A 15228-nucleotide genomic window follows, 5' to 3' on the forward strand; every position below is an offset into this window, starting at 1 on the left:
TTAAAAGGATAAAATGGTTGGCAAGAATAGTACTAACGATGTTGTTGGGCCACACCGGCTTGGGCCAGACCGACTATGCCGCCATGCGCAAAGTCATGGTCGAGAACCAATTAAAGACGCGGGGCATCTATGACAAGAGCACCTTGAAAGCCATGTCAAAGGTGCCCCGCCACCTTTTTGTGCCAAAAGACCAACAGATATACGCCTACGCTGACAGTCCGCTGCCCATTGGCCAAAAGCAGACCATTTCACAGCCCTATATGGTGGCTTATATGACGCAGGCCATCAAACCCTGGAAAAACAAAAAGGTGCTTGAAATAGGTACGGGCTCGGGATATCAGGCGGCGGTATTGGCCGAAATTGTCGATTCGGTCCATACCATCGAAATAATCCCCGAATTGGGTGAAGCGGCCAAAAAATTGTTGAAAGACCTCGGATATGAAAATGTCAAGGTCAGGGTGGGGGACGGCTATCACGGTTGGCCCGAAAAAGCCCCTTTCGATGCCATTATTGTAACGGCGGGTGCCGAGGAAATTCCCAAGCCTCTGGTCGAACAGTTGAAAGATGGGGGGCGAATGGTGATTCCCTTGGGGCCGAACCATGGGGTGCGCGATTTGATTCTGTTGACCAAGAAAAATGGTAAAATAAAGACCAAAAGCCTTATGGCTGTGCGATTTGTGCCCTTTACCAGAGATAACTAGGTAACGCAGTAATTTTTCAGTCCTTCAGACTTGTGGGCAGTTCAAAAATCTCCAAGCTGAAATAGGGTACCGCGGCCAGAATATGATCAAAGATATCAGCCATGATGTACTCATAGTTCTGCCAACGCTTATCGCTGCTAAATGCATATACTTCCAAGGGAATACCTTGCGGAGTGGGCTCCAATTGACGGGTCATCAAGGTCATTTCTTTATTGATGGCCGAGTGGTGCTCAAGGTACGTTTCTAGATACTTGCGAAAAACACCCAGGTTGGTGAGGTTTCGACCGTTGATGAGTGATGATTTATCGACCTCCTTTTCAGCATTGTACGCCTTTATCTTTTGTTGCCTATCGGATAGATACGGTCGTATCAACTCAATCTTTTTCAAGGCTTCCACTTCTTCATCCGTTAGAAACCTGATGCTCTGCTGTTTGATGATCACGGCCCTCTTGATACGCCTTCCACCCGATGACTGCATGCCCCGCCAATTCTTGAAACTTTCAGAGATCAGGGCATAGGTGGGTATGGTGGTGATGGTCTTGTCAAAGTTCTGCACCTTCACAGTGGCCAATGTAATTTCTATGACATCGCCATCGGCACCATATTTTTCAAAGGTTATCCAATCACCAATACGCACCATATCGTTGATGGTAACCTGCATACTTGCCACGAAGCCTAAGATAGTGTCTTTGAATATCAATAAGATTACCGCCGAGGCGGCACCAAGTCCGGTAAAGAACTTCCATAGGCCCACCTCGAACATGATGGCGATAATGCCCATGATGCCAGCGGCCCAAGCGAAGATCATGAACACCTGAATGTAACTGTCTATAGGCTTGTCCTTGAACCTTGGAAGCGTTTTCAGATAGTCTTTCAGGGTGTGCAAAAAACTTCTGATGATCCTGAGAATGACCACCACCCAAATAATGTACAAGACCTTCATTGCTATGGACCCAGCATAATCGAAGTCGTAAAAAACCAGGGGCAGCAGTTCCAAGGCCAAAAGAAGCGGAAAAATATGGGCCAAATGCCTCGGTAGGCGGTTGGCAACCATAAGGTTGTCAAAATTCGTCTTGGTCTTACGGGCCAATCGGGTTGTTGCTGACCGAATGACCTTCCATAACACATAATCGACCAAGGCGATAAGTGCAATCAACAGAACAAAGAGCAGAAAGGTATTCAAATACGAGGCATTTATTTCTGAAAGGCCCTGATCTACCAGATATTCATGAATAAAGTGAAACCACTTGTTCTTATCTTCCATAGTGCCCAATTTTCGGGTGCAAAATTAGTGAATTGTGGCAGTTTATAATGATGTTTACGAGGTATAATTATTGTAATATTGCCATTCGTTTGCGCTGGTCATGTCTAAGAAAGAACCATATGTTGGCTTGGTCGTTTTGGCCTTTTTCTCCATTTATGTCATTTGGGGTTCCACCTACTTGCTGAACAAGGTCGCCGTGAACGAGTTACCTGCCTTTATGTTGGCGGGTATGCGGTTTGCCACAGCCGGCCTATTGATTTTTTTGATCGCCAAGCTTTTGGGTAAGAGCATTGCCATAACCAAGCGGCAGTTGCTCAATACCACCATAGCTGGCTTCCTATTTTTGAGTTTTGGAAACGGTGTGGTTGTTTGGGCCCTAAAATATGTTGATAGTGGTTTTGCCGCGCTTGAAATTTCGGCCCAGCCCTTGGTGATCTTACTGATGATGTGGCTGCTACAGGGCAAGCGCATACAGCCCATGTCGATGATAGGGGTGATTTTGGGCTTTGTGGGCATTTACCTATTGGTCAGCCAGAAAGCCATTGTACAGAAAGAAAATTCATTACTGGGCATCTTTTTGATATTTTTGGCGATGTTGGCATGGGGATATGGCAGTCTGTTCGTTGCACGGGCCGATTTGCCAAAAAACTTCTTTGTCAACACGGGCTATCAAATGTTCATGGGCGGAATTATGTTGGGTGTTATGAGCTTGGCCTTTGGGGAACATTGGTCGGCACCTTGGCAGTGGAGTACCGAGGTACAGCTGGTCATGGTCTTGTTGGTGATCTTCGGCAGCATAGTTGCCTTTACCTCCTTCAACTTTCTTTTGAAGTACGTGTCGCCCGAAAAAGTGGCTACCAGTACCTATGTCAACCCGATAGTGGCACTGGTTTTGGGCTGGTATTTTTTGAACGAGCAGATTACCCTGCAATCGGTCATCGCCGCCGTTGTATTGTTGACCGGGGTCTATTTTATCAATGCAAAAAAGAAATTTCAGCTTTTTTCACGGTTCAGGCGCTGAACTAATCTTGATATAGCATTATTTTTAGGGTTCTCTAACTTTCTTTGATGAAAAAATATAACCTATTCTTCTGCGCCATGTTGCTACTTGTGGGATGCCGGCAATCTCAACGGGATTTGTTCAATGGTAAAGATTTAGAGGGTTGGCACTGGGATGTACCGGCCATGGATTCGTTGCCCAACACACCAAATCCTTTTGCGATGCGCAACGGACAATTGATAAGCCTGGGTGAACCAAGGGGGCATTTGATCACCGATGATTCATTTGCTGACTACCGGTTGGAATTCGAGTATCGTTTTATAGGCGAGCCGGGAAACTGCGGTATTTTGGTTCACGCATCAACCCCAAGGGCACTGTACGAAATGTTTCCCCAGTCCATTGAGGTACAACTGATGCACGAAAATGCAGGCGATTTTTGGTGCATTGTGGAAGATATAAAAGTGGATAATATGGAGGCACGTCGCGGCCCCAAAGAAGAATGGGGCATCCGCGAGGGTGACAACAGACGCATTGAAAACCTGACCGATGGCTCTGAAAACCCCTTGGGCGAGTGGAACCGTGGCGTCATAGAATGTCTTGACGATGAGATCAAAGTGTGGATCAACGGGGATCTTGTCAACCACGGTTACCATGCCACCGCCACCAGTGGCCAGATTGCGATTCAGGCCGAGGGTGCTGCCGTTGCCTTTAAATACCTGCACTTGAAACGTATAAATCACATGTCAGAGTAGCATAGTACCTCCTTTCCACTCGTATTGACTCAAAATTTAATAACTTAAAAGCAAAATATCACCGCGATGAAATTTGCTCTACCACTATCCCTTTTACTTTGTTTAATGGCCTGTCAGCCCAAGACAACCTATGAAATTGTACTGAAAAACGGCACCATTTATGACGGTAGCGGAGAAGAACCTTTTTTGGGAGATGTTGGCATCAATGCCGATACCATTGCGGTGATTGCCGAACCCAATACCTTGTCGGGTAAAGAAACTATTTATGTCGAAGGACGGGCCGTGGCCCCGGGCTTTATCAACATGCTCAGTTGGGCCAATGTGTCGCTTCTTGAAGATGGCCGCTCACAGAGTGACATCAGACAGGGGGTAACCTTGGAGGTAATGGGCGAGGGAAGGTCCATGGGCCCCTTAAACCCCAAAATGAAGCAGGAAATGCTCGAGGGGCAGGTGGATATAAAATTTGATGTGCCTTGGACAACCCTCGGGGAGTATCTACAGCACCTTGAAGATAAGGGCGTGTCTACCAATGTGACCTCTTTTGTGGGCAATGGCACGTTGCGGCAGCATGTCATCGGATATGAAAACCGACCAGCTACAGCGGAAGAACTTGAGGCGATGAAACAATTGACCGCCCAGGCGATGGAAGAGGGTGCAGTGGGGCTGTCGAGCTCGCTGTTGTATGCCCCTAGCATGTATGCCAGCACCGAAGAACTTATCGAATTGGCCAAAGTGGCCAGTGCGTACGATGGCATGTACATTTCCCACATTCGCAATGAAGGCGACCGATTGCTCGAGAGCCTTGACGAGTTGATCCGTATTGCCAAAGAGGCAGATATAAGGTCCGAGGTGTACCACTTAAAGGCTTCTGCAAAACGCAACTGGCACAAACTTGACCAGGCAATTGCCAAAATTGATTCGGCCCGCAATGCCGGTCTTGCCATTACTGCAGATATATACACCTATAATGCCAGCTCGACCGGGCTCCACGTGCAGCTGCCCGATTGGGTGCGTGAGGGGGGTATTGCGGCCATGCTCGAACGTTTAAAAGACCCTGCCAATCGAAAACGGGCCATCGATGAGTTGGAGTTCAGAAATGCCCCTGAGACTATTCTATTGGTGGGCTTCAAGTCTGAGCCCCTTAGAAAACATATTGGAAAGTACCTACCAGAAGTGGCAGCGGAAATGGGAAAATCTGTGGAGGAAGCCCTTGTTGACCTTATTATAGAAGACGGAAGCCGTATTCAGGTGGTGTATTTCTCGATGTCTGAGGAAAACATCAAGAAAAAATTGGCACAACCTTGGGTGAGCTTTTGTTCTGATGCGGGTTCGTACACCAACGAAGGAGTGTTCACCAAGCAAAGTACACATCCTAGGGCCTACGGATCCTTTATTCGCGTACTGGGCAAGTTTTCAAGGGATGAAAAAGTGATTTCTTTGGAAGAGGGTATTCGAAAGCTGACATCGCTTCCCGCAGAAAATTTGAAGCTAAAGGGCAGGGGCAGGCTTCAAGAGGGCCACTATGCCGATATTGTGGTCTTCGACCCTGAAAAAGTCAACGACAAGGCCACTTTTACTGACCCGCACCAATATGCTGAAGGTGTGGTACATGTCTTTGTTAACGGAGTTCATGTCTTAAAGAATGGTGAACACACCGGGGCAACCCCCGGCAGGTTTGTCAAAGGTCCTGGATTCAAGCCTGTCGACTAGTTCTTCCTGTGCTTAAAAGATTGTCGTTCCTATACTAACCATCCCTCTTGATCGTTCTTATACCGTAAACCCCAAAAAACAGTAAGAATGAGAAAATTGAAGGATGTTTTTAAGTTAACCATGCTTTTTGGTGTTGTGGCCCTATTGTTTGTTGCCTGCAGCGATGATGCCGAAGATGCCACCAACGATGTGGCCATTACCGAAGCCGAGCTAAAAACGGTCTTGGAGTCTGACCAAGCGGCCAGTGCGGTCGATGCGGTACTCGCCGAAATGTACCAAGACAATGGCAACTCAAACAAGAGTAGCGCCAAGGGCAATGAGTGCTACGCTGCCGAGTATACCGAAAACGGATTTACGGCAACCTTCAACAATTGTGTGTTGAACGGTACTGACAATATCAATGGAACTTTGGATGTTACCTACGTCGCAAATTCTGAGTCAGCTGCCTTTACGGCCACCTATACCGATTTCTATGTGGGCACCCTTAAACTGAATGGGACACGTACCTTTATGATCAGTGAGGGAAGTAATGGGAATTCAGTGGCCTTTACGGTGACCAGCAATATGAGTGTAGAAACCGAAGCGGGGGAAGTCGTTTCTGAGAGCGGCACCAAAACCCTTACCGTAACCTTTGATGAAGGCATTTTCTTTAGTGTTGCCGGAAGCTGGACGGTTCAAGCCGATGGCCACACCTATGCGGTCGAAACCATTGAAGACCTGCAAGGCCAGTTTGGTTGCGCCCATCTGACCGACGGTAGCATGACGCTGAACAAAAACGGACTCGAAGTAACGGTCGACTTTGGCGACGGTACTTGTGATGACAAGGCAACGGTTACCTACCCGAACGGTACCCAAGAGGAATTTGCCCTTTAGCACCGACTTTTTTTGACAATATCAGTAAACCCCCGCCAATGACCATTGGCGGGGCTTTACCTTTTTTGCAAGTAGCTATCGAAGTAAATCAAAGCGATGGGTGTACTTCACCGTAAAGGTTCGGTTGTTCAACAGGTCAAAATCGTTGTCGTCCTTAACAATGTTGAAGACCACAAAAAGTCCCGTATTGGCACTTTGAAGCCAACCAAATCGGATATTGGCCGAGGTAATCTCAGATACATTGTTGCGCTGTATCAAACTTTGCAGAAAAATTCTCGGTGTGAAAGAATAGGCCAGGCGTAATCCGCCAACAAGGGCCGTGGTGTTGCCCGTTTCCAGTTTGATGTCGTTGTGGCTCATGGTGAGCGATGAAACAAACTTGTCGCCTATCCTGAAATTGGCCGTCCCGCTATTAGAGATGCGATCGCCATTAAAATATCCTCCGATTAGGGTACGGGTGCTGAACGATAGGGCATTGTTCGGATTGGTGATGACGACCAGTTGCAGCTCTTCGTTTTTGTAGTACCCCGTGGGAACCGTTACATCGGCAATTTGAAAGGGATTCAAGACCCGTTCCGCGGTAAAATTGATGCCCGTGTGCACTTCAAAACCACTTTTGAACTCCCAGTGGTTGTCGATATGCAGAAAACTGGTGATGAGTTGGTCATCAAAATTCCAGTAGCCCCGATAGGAAACGTGCGGACGTATCTCTAACAGATTGCCCATGTTCTTGACTCGGTGCGCCTTTAATATCAAAAATTCAGGCTTCCGGAATTCTTGTCTTTGTAAAAACCCCACTTCAGGGTTAAAGCCTGGGGCCACTTCGGTATAGCCGGCACGCAGGTTCCACCCATTCCAATCATAATTGCCCAAGATTTTAAAGGCATGGTCTTTCTCTTCAATGCCCGGGGTGGTGCTTTTGGCAATAAAGCCACTTACCTCCGCCTTGTTGCCAATGCCCCATTTGCCATCAATGGCATACACACGGTTGTAGTCGTCTTCGATACTTCCGAGCCCTGCCCTGTTGATGAAAATACCACCAAGTGATGAGCGTGTGCCGCCAAAGTTATGGTTGACACGGGCCACTGAAAAGTTGTTCTCTTCAATGCCCGCTTCTTCAACATCTTCGGTAAACATGCTCAACAGTCCCACATTGGTCTGGCCAATCTTTCCTGAAAGCCGTGCCCCACCGATAATGGGCACCAGACTGCCATCGTTCGCAATACCGATACGCCGGCTAAAGAACAGATCGACCTCCCCAGGGCTGCCCACACTGAACTGGCCTGCATTTTCTAGAAAGAAAGCTCTCTTTTCAGGAAAAAAAAGGTTGAATCGGTCAAGGTTGACCTGTTGGTCATCGACCTCGACCTGCGCAAAATCGGTATTGTAGGTAAGATCTAGGGTCAGGCTGGGCGTAATACTGTACTTTACGTCGAGTCCGGCCTCAAAATCGGTATTGGTCTCGTTGGGGTCCACAGCTTGGTCGTTTACGATACGGGTCAGGGCATAGGGAATCAGTTTTAAGTTTCCCGGATTTCTAAGGTTGAGTCCGGTGAGCTTTCCGGCCAGTGACAATCGTTTCATGTCAAAACCTAGAGGTAGGGTGGTCCAATAGGCGGTTTCGGTGTTTTTGCTGATGTTCCGCCTAAAATTTAGTCCCCAGACCTTGTTGTCGCCCGAGGCAAAACGCAACGAGCGTAGGGGAATGGCAAATTCGGCACTCCATCCGTAGTCGCCCATTTGGGTTTTCACGGTCCAAGAGGCATCCCAATTCAAATTGGTACCCCCGATGACCCCACCCTGTTGGCGATTGGTATTGAAATTGCCCTTGCCCTCGTTGTCGATTTGGGCATCGTATTCCATCCCCTGGGCGTTGGTGCCGAAGAGAAAGCCGTTTTGTTGGTCGTTATAGGTATCGATGATAAACAGAAAACTATCTTCATCGTTCAGGTCTGCATCACGCCTAGAGTCTGAGACCACAATCTTTTCAGGCTCTGAATCATAACAAATCACCGCCACATAAAAGGTGGTCTTGCTATAGGCCACCCGAACTTCGGTCTTTTCTGATACCAGCGCACCATAGTTGGGCCGTAGCTGTATCAAATCCCTGGCAACAGGCACGGATTGCCACAGTGCCTCGTTGCGTATTTCACCATCTACAACCGGCTCTTCCTCAAGAAATACGGCTTGGTAATGTGGCCTGTTGGTTGCATTGTTGGCCGTGGGGGTATTTTGGGCCGTTAGGCCAAAACTTCCCAAAAGGAAAAAAGCACCGAAAAGGGCTTTGCAAAAGTTCAAAGGCATGCGGTTGGTTATTCAGTTGTTAAATATACTGTTAAAAACCGTAAATGCCCCACCACATCCCATGGTCACTACAATGAAAATGAACCAAGATAAACGCAGACAAAACGTTAAACTATTTGTTTTGAAAAAGCTTCTTATGTATCTTAAAGCAACGTATATAAAAATATGAGAACACTGTTTAAATTCCTATTTGTATTGCTATTGGTTTCTGTGGTTGGCTGTGGTACTTCTTCAATACCCAAAGCCTCACCAGAACAGTTGGCGGAACTTGAAAACTTGGTGGAAAACAAGAAAATCTTTTTTGAGGCGGAGTGGGCCATGCCCTTGACCACGAACAGTTTGAACCAAATAAGCAATGCTGGACTATTGCCACCAGGCAGTACGGCCAATCAAATAAATCTGATAGGCAACAACAACTTTCTTAAGATTGATGGTGACAGTGTCTCGGCCTATTTGCCTTATTATGGGGAGCGCCAAATGGGTGGCGTATATAACCAAAGCAATGCAGGAATCAAGTTCGAGGGCGTGCCAACGGATTTTGAGATTTCCAAAGATGACAAAAAGAACACCTATAGCATAAAGTTCGATGTCAACGATAGGTCAGAGGCGTTTCAAGTGAACATGACCTTGTTCCCAAACATGACCGCCAGTGTCAATATCAACAGCAACGAGCGCTTTTCAATACGCTATCAGGGAAAGGCAAAAAAAGCCATGCAACAGTAAATGGTCATGTGGCCTTTCAGCTTTGTTTAATTATCACTGGCATCACATTCTCCCTCTTTCCACGACAGCAGCCCAGCACGTTGGGCCTGGCATTCGTTACCGTAAGTCTTGCCATCACAACCACATACCGGGGCATACTCAAGCGTACAGGGCCCCTCGCTTATTTTGCTTTTATCGATACAGTCAACTTCTTTGTTGCTGCTACAGCTTCTGAACAACAGCGTGAACAGAAATGTGGTAAAGAAATAGCTATGCTTCATGATAAAAAAATTATGGCCATCGGGTAGGTTTCCAAATTGGTTATCCATCGTAAATCCTGTAAATTACAGCCGATAAGCCCTAAACTACGAAAATCAGGATCAAGAATCCAAAATACCGAAACACTATGAAACCGATTTCCATAAAGCCGCTTAAGGGTCCATTGCTTTTGCTGTTATTGCTGTTGATCACTTCCTGTAAACAAAAAAAAGCGTCTGAAGCGCCAGAAACCCAGATTGATGAAATTGCAAAAAACACTTCGAGTTTGCCGCTGGAGCGCCTGAACCTGCCCAAGGGCTTCACCATAGATACGTTTGCCGAAGGTATCGATGATGCGCGTTCGATGGCCATGGGCGCGGACGGTACCTTGTTTGTCGGCACCCGAAGGGCCAACAGGCTCTATGCGATACAAGATTTGGATGGCGACTACAAGGCCGACCGCACCATTGTGTTGGATACCGCTATGAAAATGCCCAACGGAGTGGCATTTAGGGATGGCGCCCTGTATGTTGCCGAGGTAAACCGATTGTTGAAGTTTTCAGATATAGAGGACCGTTTAGACAATTTGCCCGAACCGGAAATCATCTACGACGATTACCCAACGGAGTTTCACCACGGATGGAAATACATCGCTTTTGGACCGGATGACAAATTGTACGTTCCGGTGGGTGCGCCCTGCAACATCTGTGATAGCACCGTAGCGGACAAGCGCTATGCAACCATTACGCGTATGGATCCCGATGGAAGCAATCGTGAGATTTATGCCCACGGCGTTCGCAACACGGTAGGCTTCACGTGGCACCCTGAGACCAACGAACTCTGGTTTACCGACAATGGCCGTGATATGATGGGCGACGATGTGCCGCCCTGTGAATTGAACCGGGCCGGTGAGGCCGGCCAGCATTTTGGCTATCCTTTTTGTCATGGCGGTACGGTAAAAGATCCCGAATTTGGTGATCAGCGGCCTTGTTCTGACTTTGTGCCGCCGGTACAGCCCTTGGGCGCCCATGTGGCACCCTTGGCGGTCAAGTTTTATAGGGGAAAGATGTTTCCTGAGGAGTATAAAAAATATGCCTTTATCGCTGAACATGGCTCTTGGAACCGGTCGAAAAAAGTGGGCTACCGAATCGCTTTGGTAGAGTTGGATGGAAATGAGGCCGTGTCGTACACCACCTTTATCGATGGATGGCTCAACGACGAAACACAAGAACAGTTTGGCCGCCCCGTGGATATCTTGTTCTTGGACGATGGTTCGATGCTCATTTCAGACGATTACGGCGATGCCATTTACCGGGTCACCTATCAAGGTCCGTAAGATATCAATTCAAAGAAAAGGGTGGGGGAGCCAGAAATCTGCTTTTTAGGCCACCTACTGGGCAATATGGGCAAAGAAAGCTTTTCCGTCGGTAAGATGGGCCAAACCCAAGAGGTAGCAGGTTTCTGACAGATCCGAAAAATCGAGTCCGCCCTTGGCAATACTTTCATTCAAATATCGGCCCTCTTTTCCATTGTAGCGGTTTGCGAGTTCTATGGCGGTTTCCCAAATTTTGACCAGCCTGTCACCGGTGACGTATGGTCTCCAATCAATAGGGTCGTCAGACCTAAAGCCGGGGGTGCCGTTGCCGACCGCATTGCCATCGGAAATTTTATGATAATCAGTATGGGTCTTTACAAACGTCAGGTGTTCGGTATCAGTAACCTCTTCATTCCAAGCGCTGTGCTGCACGATATGAACACGTTTTTTTGTGTTGAGATCGGGCATCTGGTCCATTAATTCCTTCACCAACTTTGCCGAAAAGTCAGATTGGCCCGCCTCGGCAATCCAGACATTGCCCCCTGCTTTTAAAACGGGCAGGCACCTTTGCGCCACCTTTTGCAATGCGCCTTGGACATCGGCGTGTGCATCAGACCAGTTATCGCCAAAGGCAAGGGCGAACAAATCGTTCGCCGGTACGTACAGACCCTCTTGTATTCCGTAGGTGCCCGCAACCGCATGATGGTTGATCGACCGATAATCGGGCTGTTCCATTAGGGTGGCGAAGGCAGCCACGGTGTGGAGGTCATCCACATCGGTCCTACAATCGAACTGGGCCAGCAGCAGGTCCCGTTCTTTATCAAAGAGCTGTTTTTGGCCGTTTAAACAGCTGGTCAGAAGACCTATCGTGATGAGAAAAAAACACAAGCGGGCTTTCATAGTGCGGATACGTGTGATTTTTATCCTTTGAAGTTACGGATTTCAGCAGTTTTTGCCGTACTTTTTTGTCGTGTAAGCTGCATTTTGGTGAAAAGCATATTTATTTCGCTGTAAAAACGTTACCAACAGCGCGATTTTTTTTAAAATTCTTCTTTCATCGATTTTTAACCCCGTACCTTTGCCGATATTTTATTGCAAACATTTGAAAACTAGCTTATGAGTAAAGTAAAGGCGAACGACACTGTTAAGGTACATTACACCGGAAAATTGGATAACGGACAAATCTTTGACAGTTCGGTCGATAGAGAGCCCTTGGAAGTTACCTTGGGGCAGGGCATGTTGATTCCAGGTTTTGAAAAAGGCTTGATCGATATGGAGGTGAACGAAAACAAAACCATCACCATACCCAAAGAAGAAGCGTATGGCGAGGTTCGCCAAGAATTGTTTCAACGTATAGACAGGTCAGAGTTGCCCGAGAGCATCAAACCAGAAGTGGGCATGGGCCTTGTGGCGCAAAACCCCGATGGCAGCGAGCGACAGTTGCGTGTGGCCGAGGTCACCGAAACCGATATTGTAGTGGATGCCAACCATCCACTTGCCGGGCAAGACCTGACATTTGACCTACACCTGGTTGAAATTGTATAAAATTTGACCTAATTGATAATTTGTGAAGGGAAAGCACTGGTGCTTTCCCTTTTTTGTTGGCAATTCTATTAAAAAAACCTTCCAAAATCACTACCTTGTCGGCCTAATACTATTTATGGCAAGATCACAACAAACTTTCGGTAAACGAGAAAAAGAAAAAAAGAGACTAAAGAAAAGAGAAGAGAAGCAAAAGAAAAAAGAGGCCCGTAAAGCAGAGGCCAAACAGAGTGGCGGGGGCATTCCTTTTGCCTATACAGACCAGTACGGCAACCTGGTCGATACGCCTCCAGACCCTTCAGAAAAAGTTGCGGTCGACGCTGAAGACATTGTACTCGGCATTCCCCAAAAAGAAGAATCAGAAGAAGCATTCGATCCCATTCGAAAAGGCAAGGTGGCCTTTTTTGACCATTCCAAGGGATTCGGTTTTATTATGGACACAGAGACCCAAGAAAAGCATTTTGTGCATGTTTCTGGCCTTATCGATGAAATCGATGAAAACGACAAGGTCACTTTTGAACTCGAAAAGGGCCAAAAAGGCATGAACGCCGTTCGGGTAAAACAGCAATCGTAAGCACCACCGCGTTAAAATTCATAAAAGGGTTTCTTTCCGCATAATGGCAAAGGCTTTTATGCTGACAGTAAATATTTTCATTGACATGGTCTTGATGCCTTAAAAGGGTAGGGGAAGGCGGTAAACACTACCGTACTCCTATAACCCACTTTTATGGGCGACAAAGATGTTGTGGAATTCCCTTTGGATTGCATCGTCCGAAAAATCGATTTGTTATAAAAAGCATGCATCGGTATCATGACAACGTAACCATATGCAAACTTTTTATAGGGTTCTGAGAAACATCTTTGGCCTCCATTTGGCCCGTTTTTCCAAAACATCGTTTTAGGTAAAGGCCCGGATATTGGTAAAATGTTACACCTGTTTTAGTGTTTGTTACATCTGTCGTATCCACAGAAAAACAATCGGAATAGTTTTGAAAAAACATTGCTTGTGCCTTTGTGATCAAAATCGATGAACCGTCTTGGCCTTAACGAGTTATAGCTGGAAAGCTACAAGGGCACAGGGTTCGATAGACCATCACCCAGGCCACTAATTCGACCAACGGAGAAACCGGGGTGGACCTTTACTACCATAATGCGGTAAAAGCGTACTATAATTCAACAGGTTAATGCAATATATGTTAATTTTATGGTACACATCGAACACCCATGTCACTTAGGGTACACCCCTAAAAAGTGGTAAGGGGACTTATAAAACTTAAATCAAAAAATTGAGCACCATGAAGAGAATATTGCCATTTTTCATTTTCGTTTTAAGCAATTTGGGCATTGCACAAGATGGGTACTATGGTAAACCCAGCAGTTATGTGCCCAATGGTTTTGAGCCCAATATTGTCTTTAATTTTGATTATAAGATGACGGGCACGCTGTCTTTCGGCAGCCACAGTTTTCCGTTCACGATTTATGTCAACACTGCAGACGGTTCTTGGGCTGTAACGGATGATGTAGTGGCGGATATGATAGGCAGATCCACTGTTTCAGACGATGAAAAGTTCGATTTTCTTGTGTACGTGCCTTTTGAGGTCACAAGGGGGTATTACACGGTTTACGACCCCGATGAAGGCGAAAAAAAAGTGTTCTATTCGTTGAACAGGGCTCTATCGGCACCAGCGGCCCAGTTGGAGTTTGCTCATGAAGAAAATTTTGCCGATTTCATGCAAAATGCCAACATAACCAATGCAGGAAACCATTCAGCATTTGGACCTCAAAAATTATACTCAGGAAATTTTAACGGTAAAGAGGTCAATGTTACTATTTCCAATAGAAGTGCGCCCATAAAAATAACCCCACTTCATGTAGGTTTCCTGTGTGGTGTATTTCAGGATGGTACCCAGTATAAAAACAGGTACATCACAAAATTTGAAACCCCCGAAATTACCGTAGAAATGCACAGCTTTTCCCCTGAACAATTAATACTGGACGGGTCGGATTATTTAGAGCAAGAAGGGTATGCGACCATGAATGTAGAGAGCATCGTGGACAATGAATCCACCTTTGAAGACATAGCCGAAAGAATGGACAGGCTTTCGATGGAAAACCGCGATGCCGTGGCCCGAGGGGATACCGATAAAATATCGTTGATCGCTTTAAAAATGTCCATTGAAGGGCAACGGCTTCGCGCCATAACAACCGGACACCCAGAAAGACAGATATCCGAAGGGGATGCTGCCCAATTGGTGGGTTTAAAAGATAGGATACAACGAAAAACAAAAGAGTGCAAACGTTATAAGGGAACCGAGTACGAGGCCGAGTGCAAAAGACAGCTGAACCGCCTTCAGTCAAGATTTGAGGAATTGCGCAGTAGATATCTTGTAAGTCCGCGTTAGAGGTATGGCCGGCAATATGGGGGCAACTCCATTTTATGCAGCGCGCACTTCTGTAGTAAGATGCTTTTTTTTGTTGCTTCGTTGGTCTAATGGGTATTTTAATTTCCTTAAATTTTTCTTCTAACAAATCTCTCTGAAAAACAATAAAATTTCCCAAAACAATCGATGAATACCTTTAAAAAAGGAATAAACAAAAGCATGAATAATTATAGTTTATTAATGCGGAAGAGAAACAAACAAATGTGTAAAACTGCTGTGACATAATCGTTGACGATATAATCCGCCTATGGCGGGCATCATATCTGCAATTATATCAAATACCGAGGTATTGGGGCAGTTTTACCCATTGCCAGCCGCACAAGTCTCGCCGCCAACATAAAAAGCCCACTGGGCTTTCCATATTGC

At 46.4% G+C, this 15228-nt stretch carries 14 protein-coding genes; 10 read left to right on the top strand and 4 right to left on the bottom strand.

Annotated features, from left to right (window positions below):
- Nucleotides 1-17: 17 nt before the first annotated feature.
- Nucleotides 18-701 (top strand): protein-L-isoaspartate(D-aspartate) O-methyltransferase, encoded by a 684-nt coding sequence (locus tag VC82_RS13985; protein WP_245615916.1) that lies wholly within the window; start codon nucleotides 18-20, stop codon nucleotides 699-701.
- Nucleotides 702-717: 16 nt separating this feature from the next.
- Here VC82_RS13985 and VC82_RS13990 read toward each other — a convergent pair whose 3' ends face one another.
- Nucleotides 718-1965 (bottom strand): mechanosensitive ion channel family protein, encoded by a 1248-nt coding sequence (locus VC82_RS13990; protein WP_045802913.1) that lies wholly within the window; start codon nucleotides 1963-1965, stop codon nucleotides 718-720.
- A 100-nt stretch (nucleotides 1966-2065) separates the two neighbouring features.
- Here VC82_RS13990 and VC82_RS13995 point away from each other — a divergent pair, with 100 nt between their 5' ends.
- The 4 genes from VC82_RS13995 to VC82_RS14010 all read left to right on the top strand — a co-directional run bounded on the left by VC82_RS13995 (nucleotide 2066) and on the right by VC82_RS14010 (nucleotide 6300).
- Nucleotides 2066-2986: an EamA family transporter gene (locus VC82_RS13995; protein ID WP_045802914.1), complete on the top strand. Its 921-nt coding sequence runs from the start codon at nucleotides 2066-2068 to the stop codon at nucleotides 2984-2986.
- Between the two features lie 47 nt (nucleotides 2987-3033).
- Nucleotides 3034-3717: a 3-keto-disaccharide hydrolase gene (locus VC82_RS14000; RefSeq protein WP_052699061.1), complete on the top strand. Its 684-nt coding sequence runs from the start codon at nucleotides 3034-3036 to the stop codon at nucleotides 3715-3717.
- A 66-nt stretch (nucleotides 3718-3783) separates the two neighbouring features.
- Nucleotides 3784-5427: an N-acyl-D-amino-acid deacylase family protein gene (locus VC82_RS14005; RefSeq protein ID WP_045802915.1), complete on the top strand. Its 1644-nt coding sequence runs from the start codon at nucleotides 3784-3786 to the stop codon at nucleotides 5425-5427.
- A gap of 87 nt (nucleotides 5428-5514) precedes the next feature.
- Complete coding sequence (locus VC82_RS14010) at nucleotides 5515-6300, top strand: hypothetical protein (protein WP_157518142.1); 786 nt, start codon at nucleotides 5515-5517, stop codon at nucleotides 6298-6300.
- A gap of 75 nt (nucleotides 6301-6375) precedes the next feature.
- Here the strand turns inward: VC82_RS14010 and VC82_RS14015 are convergent, their stop codons facing one another.
- The gene (locus VC82_RS14015) at nucleotides 6376-8604 is read right to left on the bottom strand and encodes a carbohydrate binding family 9 domain-containing protein (RefSeq protein ID WP_157518145.1); all 2229 of its coding nucleotides are present in this window, start codon (nucleotides 8602-8604) and stop codon (nucleotides 6376-6378) included.
- A gap of 165 nt (nucleotides 8605-8769) precedes the next feature.
- Between VC82_RS14015 and VC82_RS14020 the strand changes: the two genes are divergently transcribed.
- Complete coding sequence (locus VC82_RS14020; RefSeq protein ID WP_045802917.1) at nucleotides 8770-9327, top strand: DUF4251 domain-containing protein; 558 nt, start codon at nucleotides 8770-8772, stop codon at nucleotides 9325-9327.
- Between the two features lie 26 nt (nucleotides 9328-9353).
- On the opposite strand, the gene VC82_RS14025 is transcribed toward VC82_RS14020, so the two are convergent.
- Nucleotides 9354-9587, bottom strand: a complete 234-nt coding sequence (locus tag VC82_RS14025) for a Kazal-type serine protease inhibitor domain-containing protein (RefSeq protein WP_052699102.1) — start codon at nucleotides 9585-9587, stop codon at nucleotides 9354-9356.
- A gap of 125 nt (nucleotides 9588-9712) precedes the next feature.
- On the opposite strand from VC82_RS14025, the gene VC82_RS14030 reads away from it, so the two are divergent.
- Complete coding sequence (locus VC82_RS14030) at nucleotides 9713-10900, top strand: PQQ-dependent sugar dehydrogenase (RefSeq protein ID WP_045802918.1); 1188 nt, start codon at nucleotides 9713-9715, stop codon at nucleotides 10898-10900.
- Nucleotides 10901-10954: 54 nt separating this feature from the next.
- Here VC82_RS14030 and VC82_RS14035 read toward each other — a convergent pair whose 3' ends face one another.
- Nucleotides 10955-11779, bottom strand: a complete 825-nt coding sequence (locus VC82_RS14035; RefSeq protein ID WP_045802919.1) for a hypothetical protein — start codon at nucleotides 11777-11779, stop codon at nucleotides 10955-10957.
- 216 nt (nucleotides 11780-11995) lie between these two features.
- Here VC82_RS14035 and VC82_RS14040 point away from each other — a divergent pair, with 216 nt between their 5' ends.
- From VC82_RS14040 to VC82_RS14055, 3 genes are all read left to right on the top strand, one after another.
- Nucleotides 11996-12424 (top strand): FKBP-type peptidyl-prolyl cis-trans isomerase, encoded by a 429-nt coding sequence (locus VC82_RS14040; protein WP_045802920.1) that lies wholly within the window; start codon nucleotides 11996-11998, stop codon nucleotides 12422-12424.
- Between the two features lie 115 nt (nucleotides 12425-12539).
- Nucleotides 12540-12995, top strand: a complete 456-nt coding sequence (locus VC82_RS14045) for a cold-shock protein (RefSeq protein WP_045803483.1) — start codon at nucleotides 12540-12542, stop codon at nucleotides 12993-12995.
- A gap of 721 nt (nucleotides 12996-13716) precedes the next feature.
- On the top strand, nucleotides 13717-14823 hold the full coding sequence (locus VC82_RS14055; protein WP_045802922.1) for a hypothetical protein: 1107 nt from the start codon (nucleotides 13717-13719) through the stop codon (nucleotides 14821-14823).
- Nucleotides 14824-15228 lie beyond the last annotated feature (405 nt).

It is taken from the genome of Flagellimonas lutaonensis, assembly GCF_000963865.1.
Lineage (GTDB): Bacteria > Bacteroidota > Bacteroidia > Flavobacteriales > Flavobacteriaceae > Flagellimonas_A > Flagellimonas_A lutaonensis.

What these genes read in the sequence shown, in the direction of transcription:
- VC82_RS14055 (WP_045802922.1), top strand. Translation starts at nt 13,717, where the DNA reads ATGAAGAGAATATTGCCATTTTTCATTTTCGTTTTAAGCAATTTGGGC.
- VC82_RS14005 (WP_045802915.1), top strand. Translation starts at nt 3,784, where the DNA reads ATGAAATTTGCTCTACCACTATCCCTTTTACTTTGTTTAATGGCCTGT.
- VC82_RS14045 (WP_045803483.1), top strand. Translation starts at nt 12,540, where the DNA reads ATGGCAAGATCACAACAAACTTTCGGTAAACGAGAAAAAGAAAAAAAG.
- VC82_RS14015 (WP_157518145.1), bottom strand. Translation starts at nt 8,604, where the DNA reads ATGCCTTTGAACTTTTGCAAAGCCCTTTTCGGTGCTTTTTTCCTTTTG.
- VC82_RS14020 (WP_045802917.1), top strand. Translation starts at nt 8,770, where the DNA reads ATGAGAACACTGTTTAAATTCCTATTTGTATTGCTATTGGTTTCTGTG.
- VC82_RS14010 (WP_157518142.1), top strand. Translation starts at nt 5,515, where the DNA reads ATGAGAAAATTGAAGGATGTTTTTAAGTTAACCATGCTTTTTGGTGTT.
- VC82_RS14025 (WP_052699102.1), bottom strand. Translation starts at nt 9,587, where the DNA reads ATGAAGCATAGCTATTTCTTTACCACATTTCTGTTCACGCTGTTGTTC.
- VC82_RS14030 (WP_045802918.1), top strand. Translation starts at nt 9,713, where the DNA reads ATGAAACCGATTTCCATAAAGCCGCTTAAGGGTCCATTGCTTTTGCTG.
- VC82_RS14035 (WP_045802919.1), bottom strand. Translation starts at nt 11,779, where the DNA reads ATGAAAGCCCGCTTGTGTTTTTTTCTCATCACGATAGGTCTTCTGACC.
- VC82_RS14000 (WP_052699061.1), top strand. Translation starts at nt 3,034, where the DNA reads ATGAAAAAATATAACCTATTCTTCTGCGCCATGTTGCTACTTGTGGGA.
- VC82_RS13995 (WP_045802914.1), top strand. Translation starts at nt 2,066, where the DNA reads ATGTCTAAGAAAGAACCATATGTTGGCTTGGTCGTTTTGGCCTTTTTC.
- VC82_RS14040 (WP_045802920.1), top strand. Translation starts at nt 11,996, where the DNA reads ATGAGTAAAGTAAAGGCGAACGACACTGTTAAGGTACATTACACCGGA.
- VC82_RS13990 (WP_045802913.1), bottom strand. Translation starts at nt 1,965, where the DNA reads ATGGAAGATAAGAACAAGTGGTTTCACTTTATTCATGAATATCTGGTA.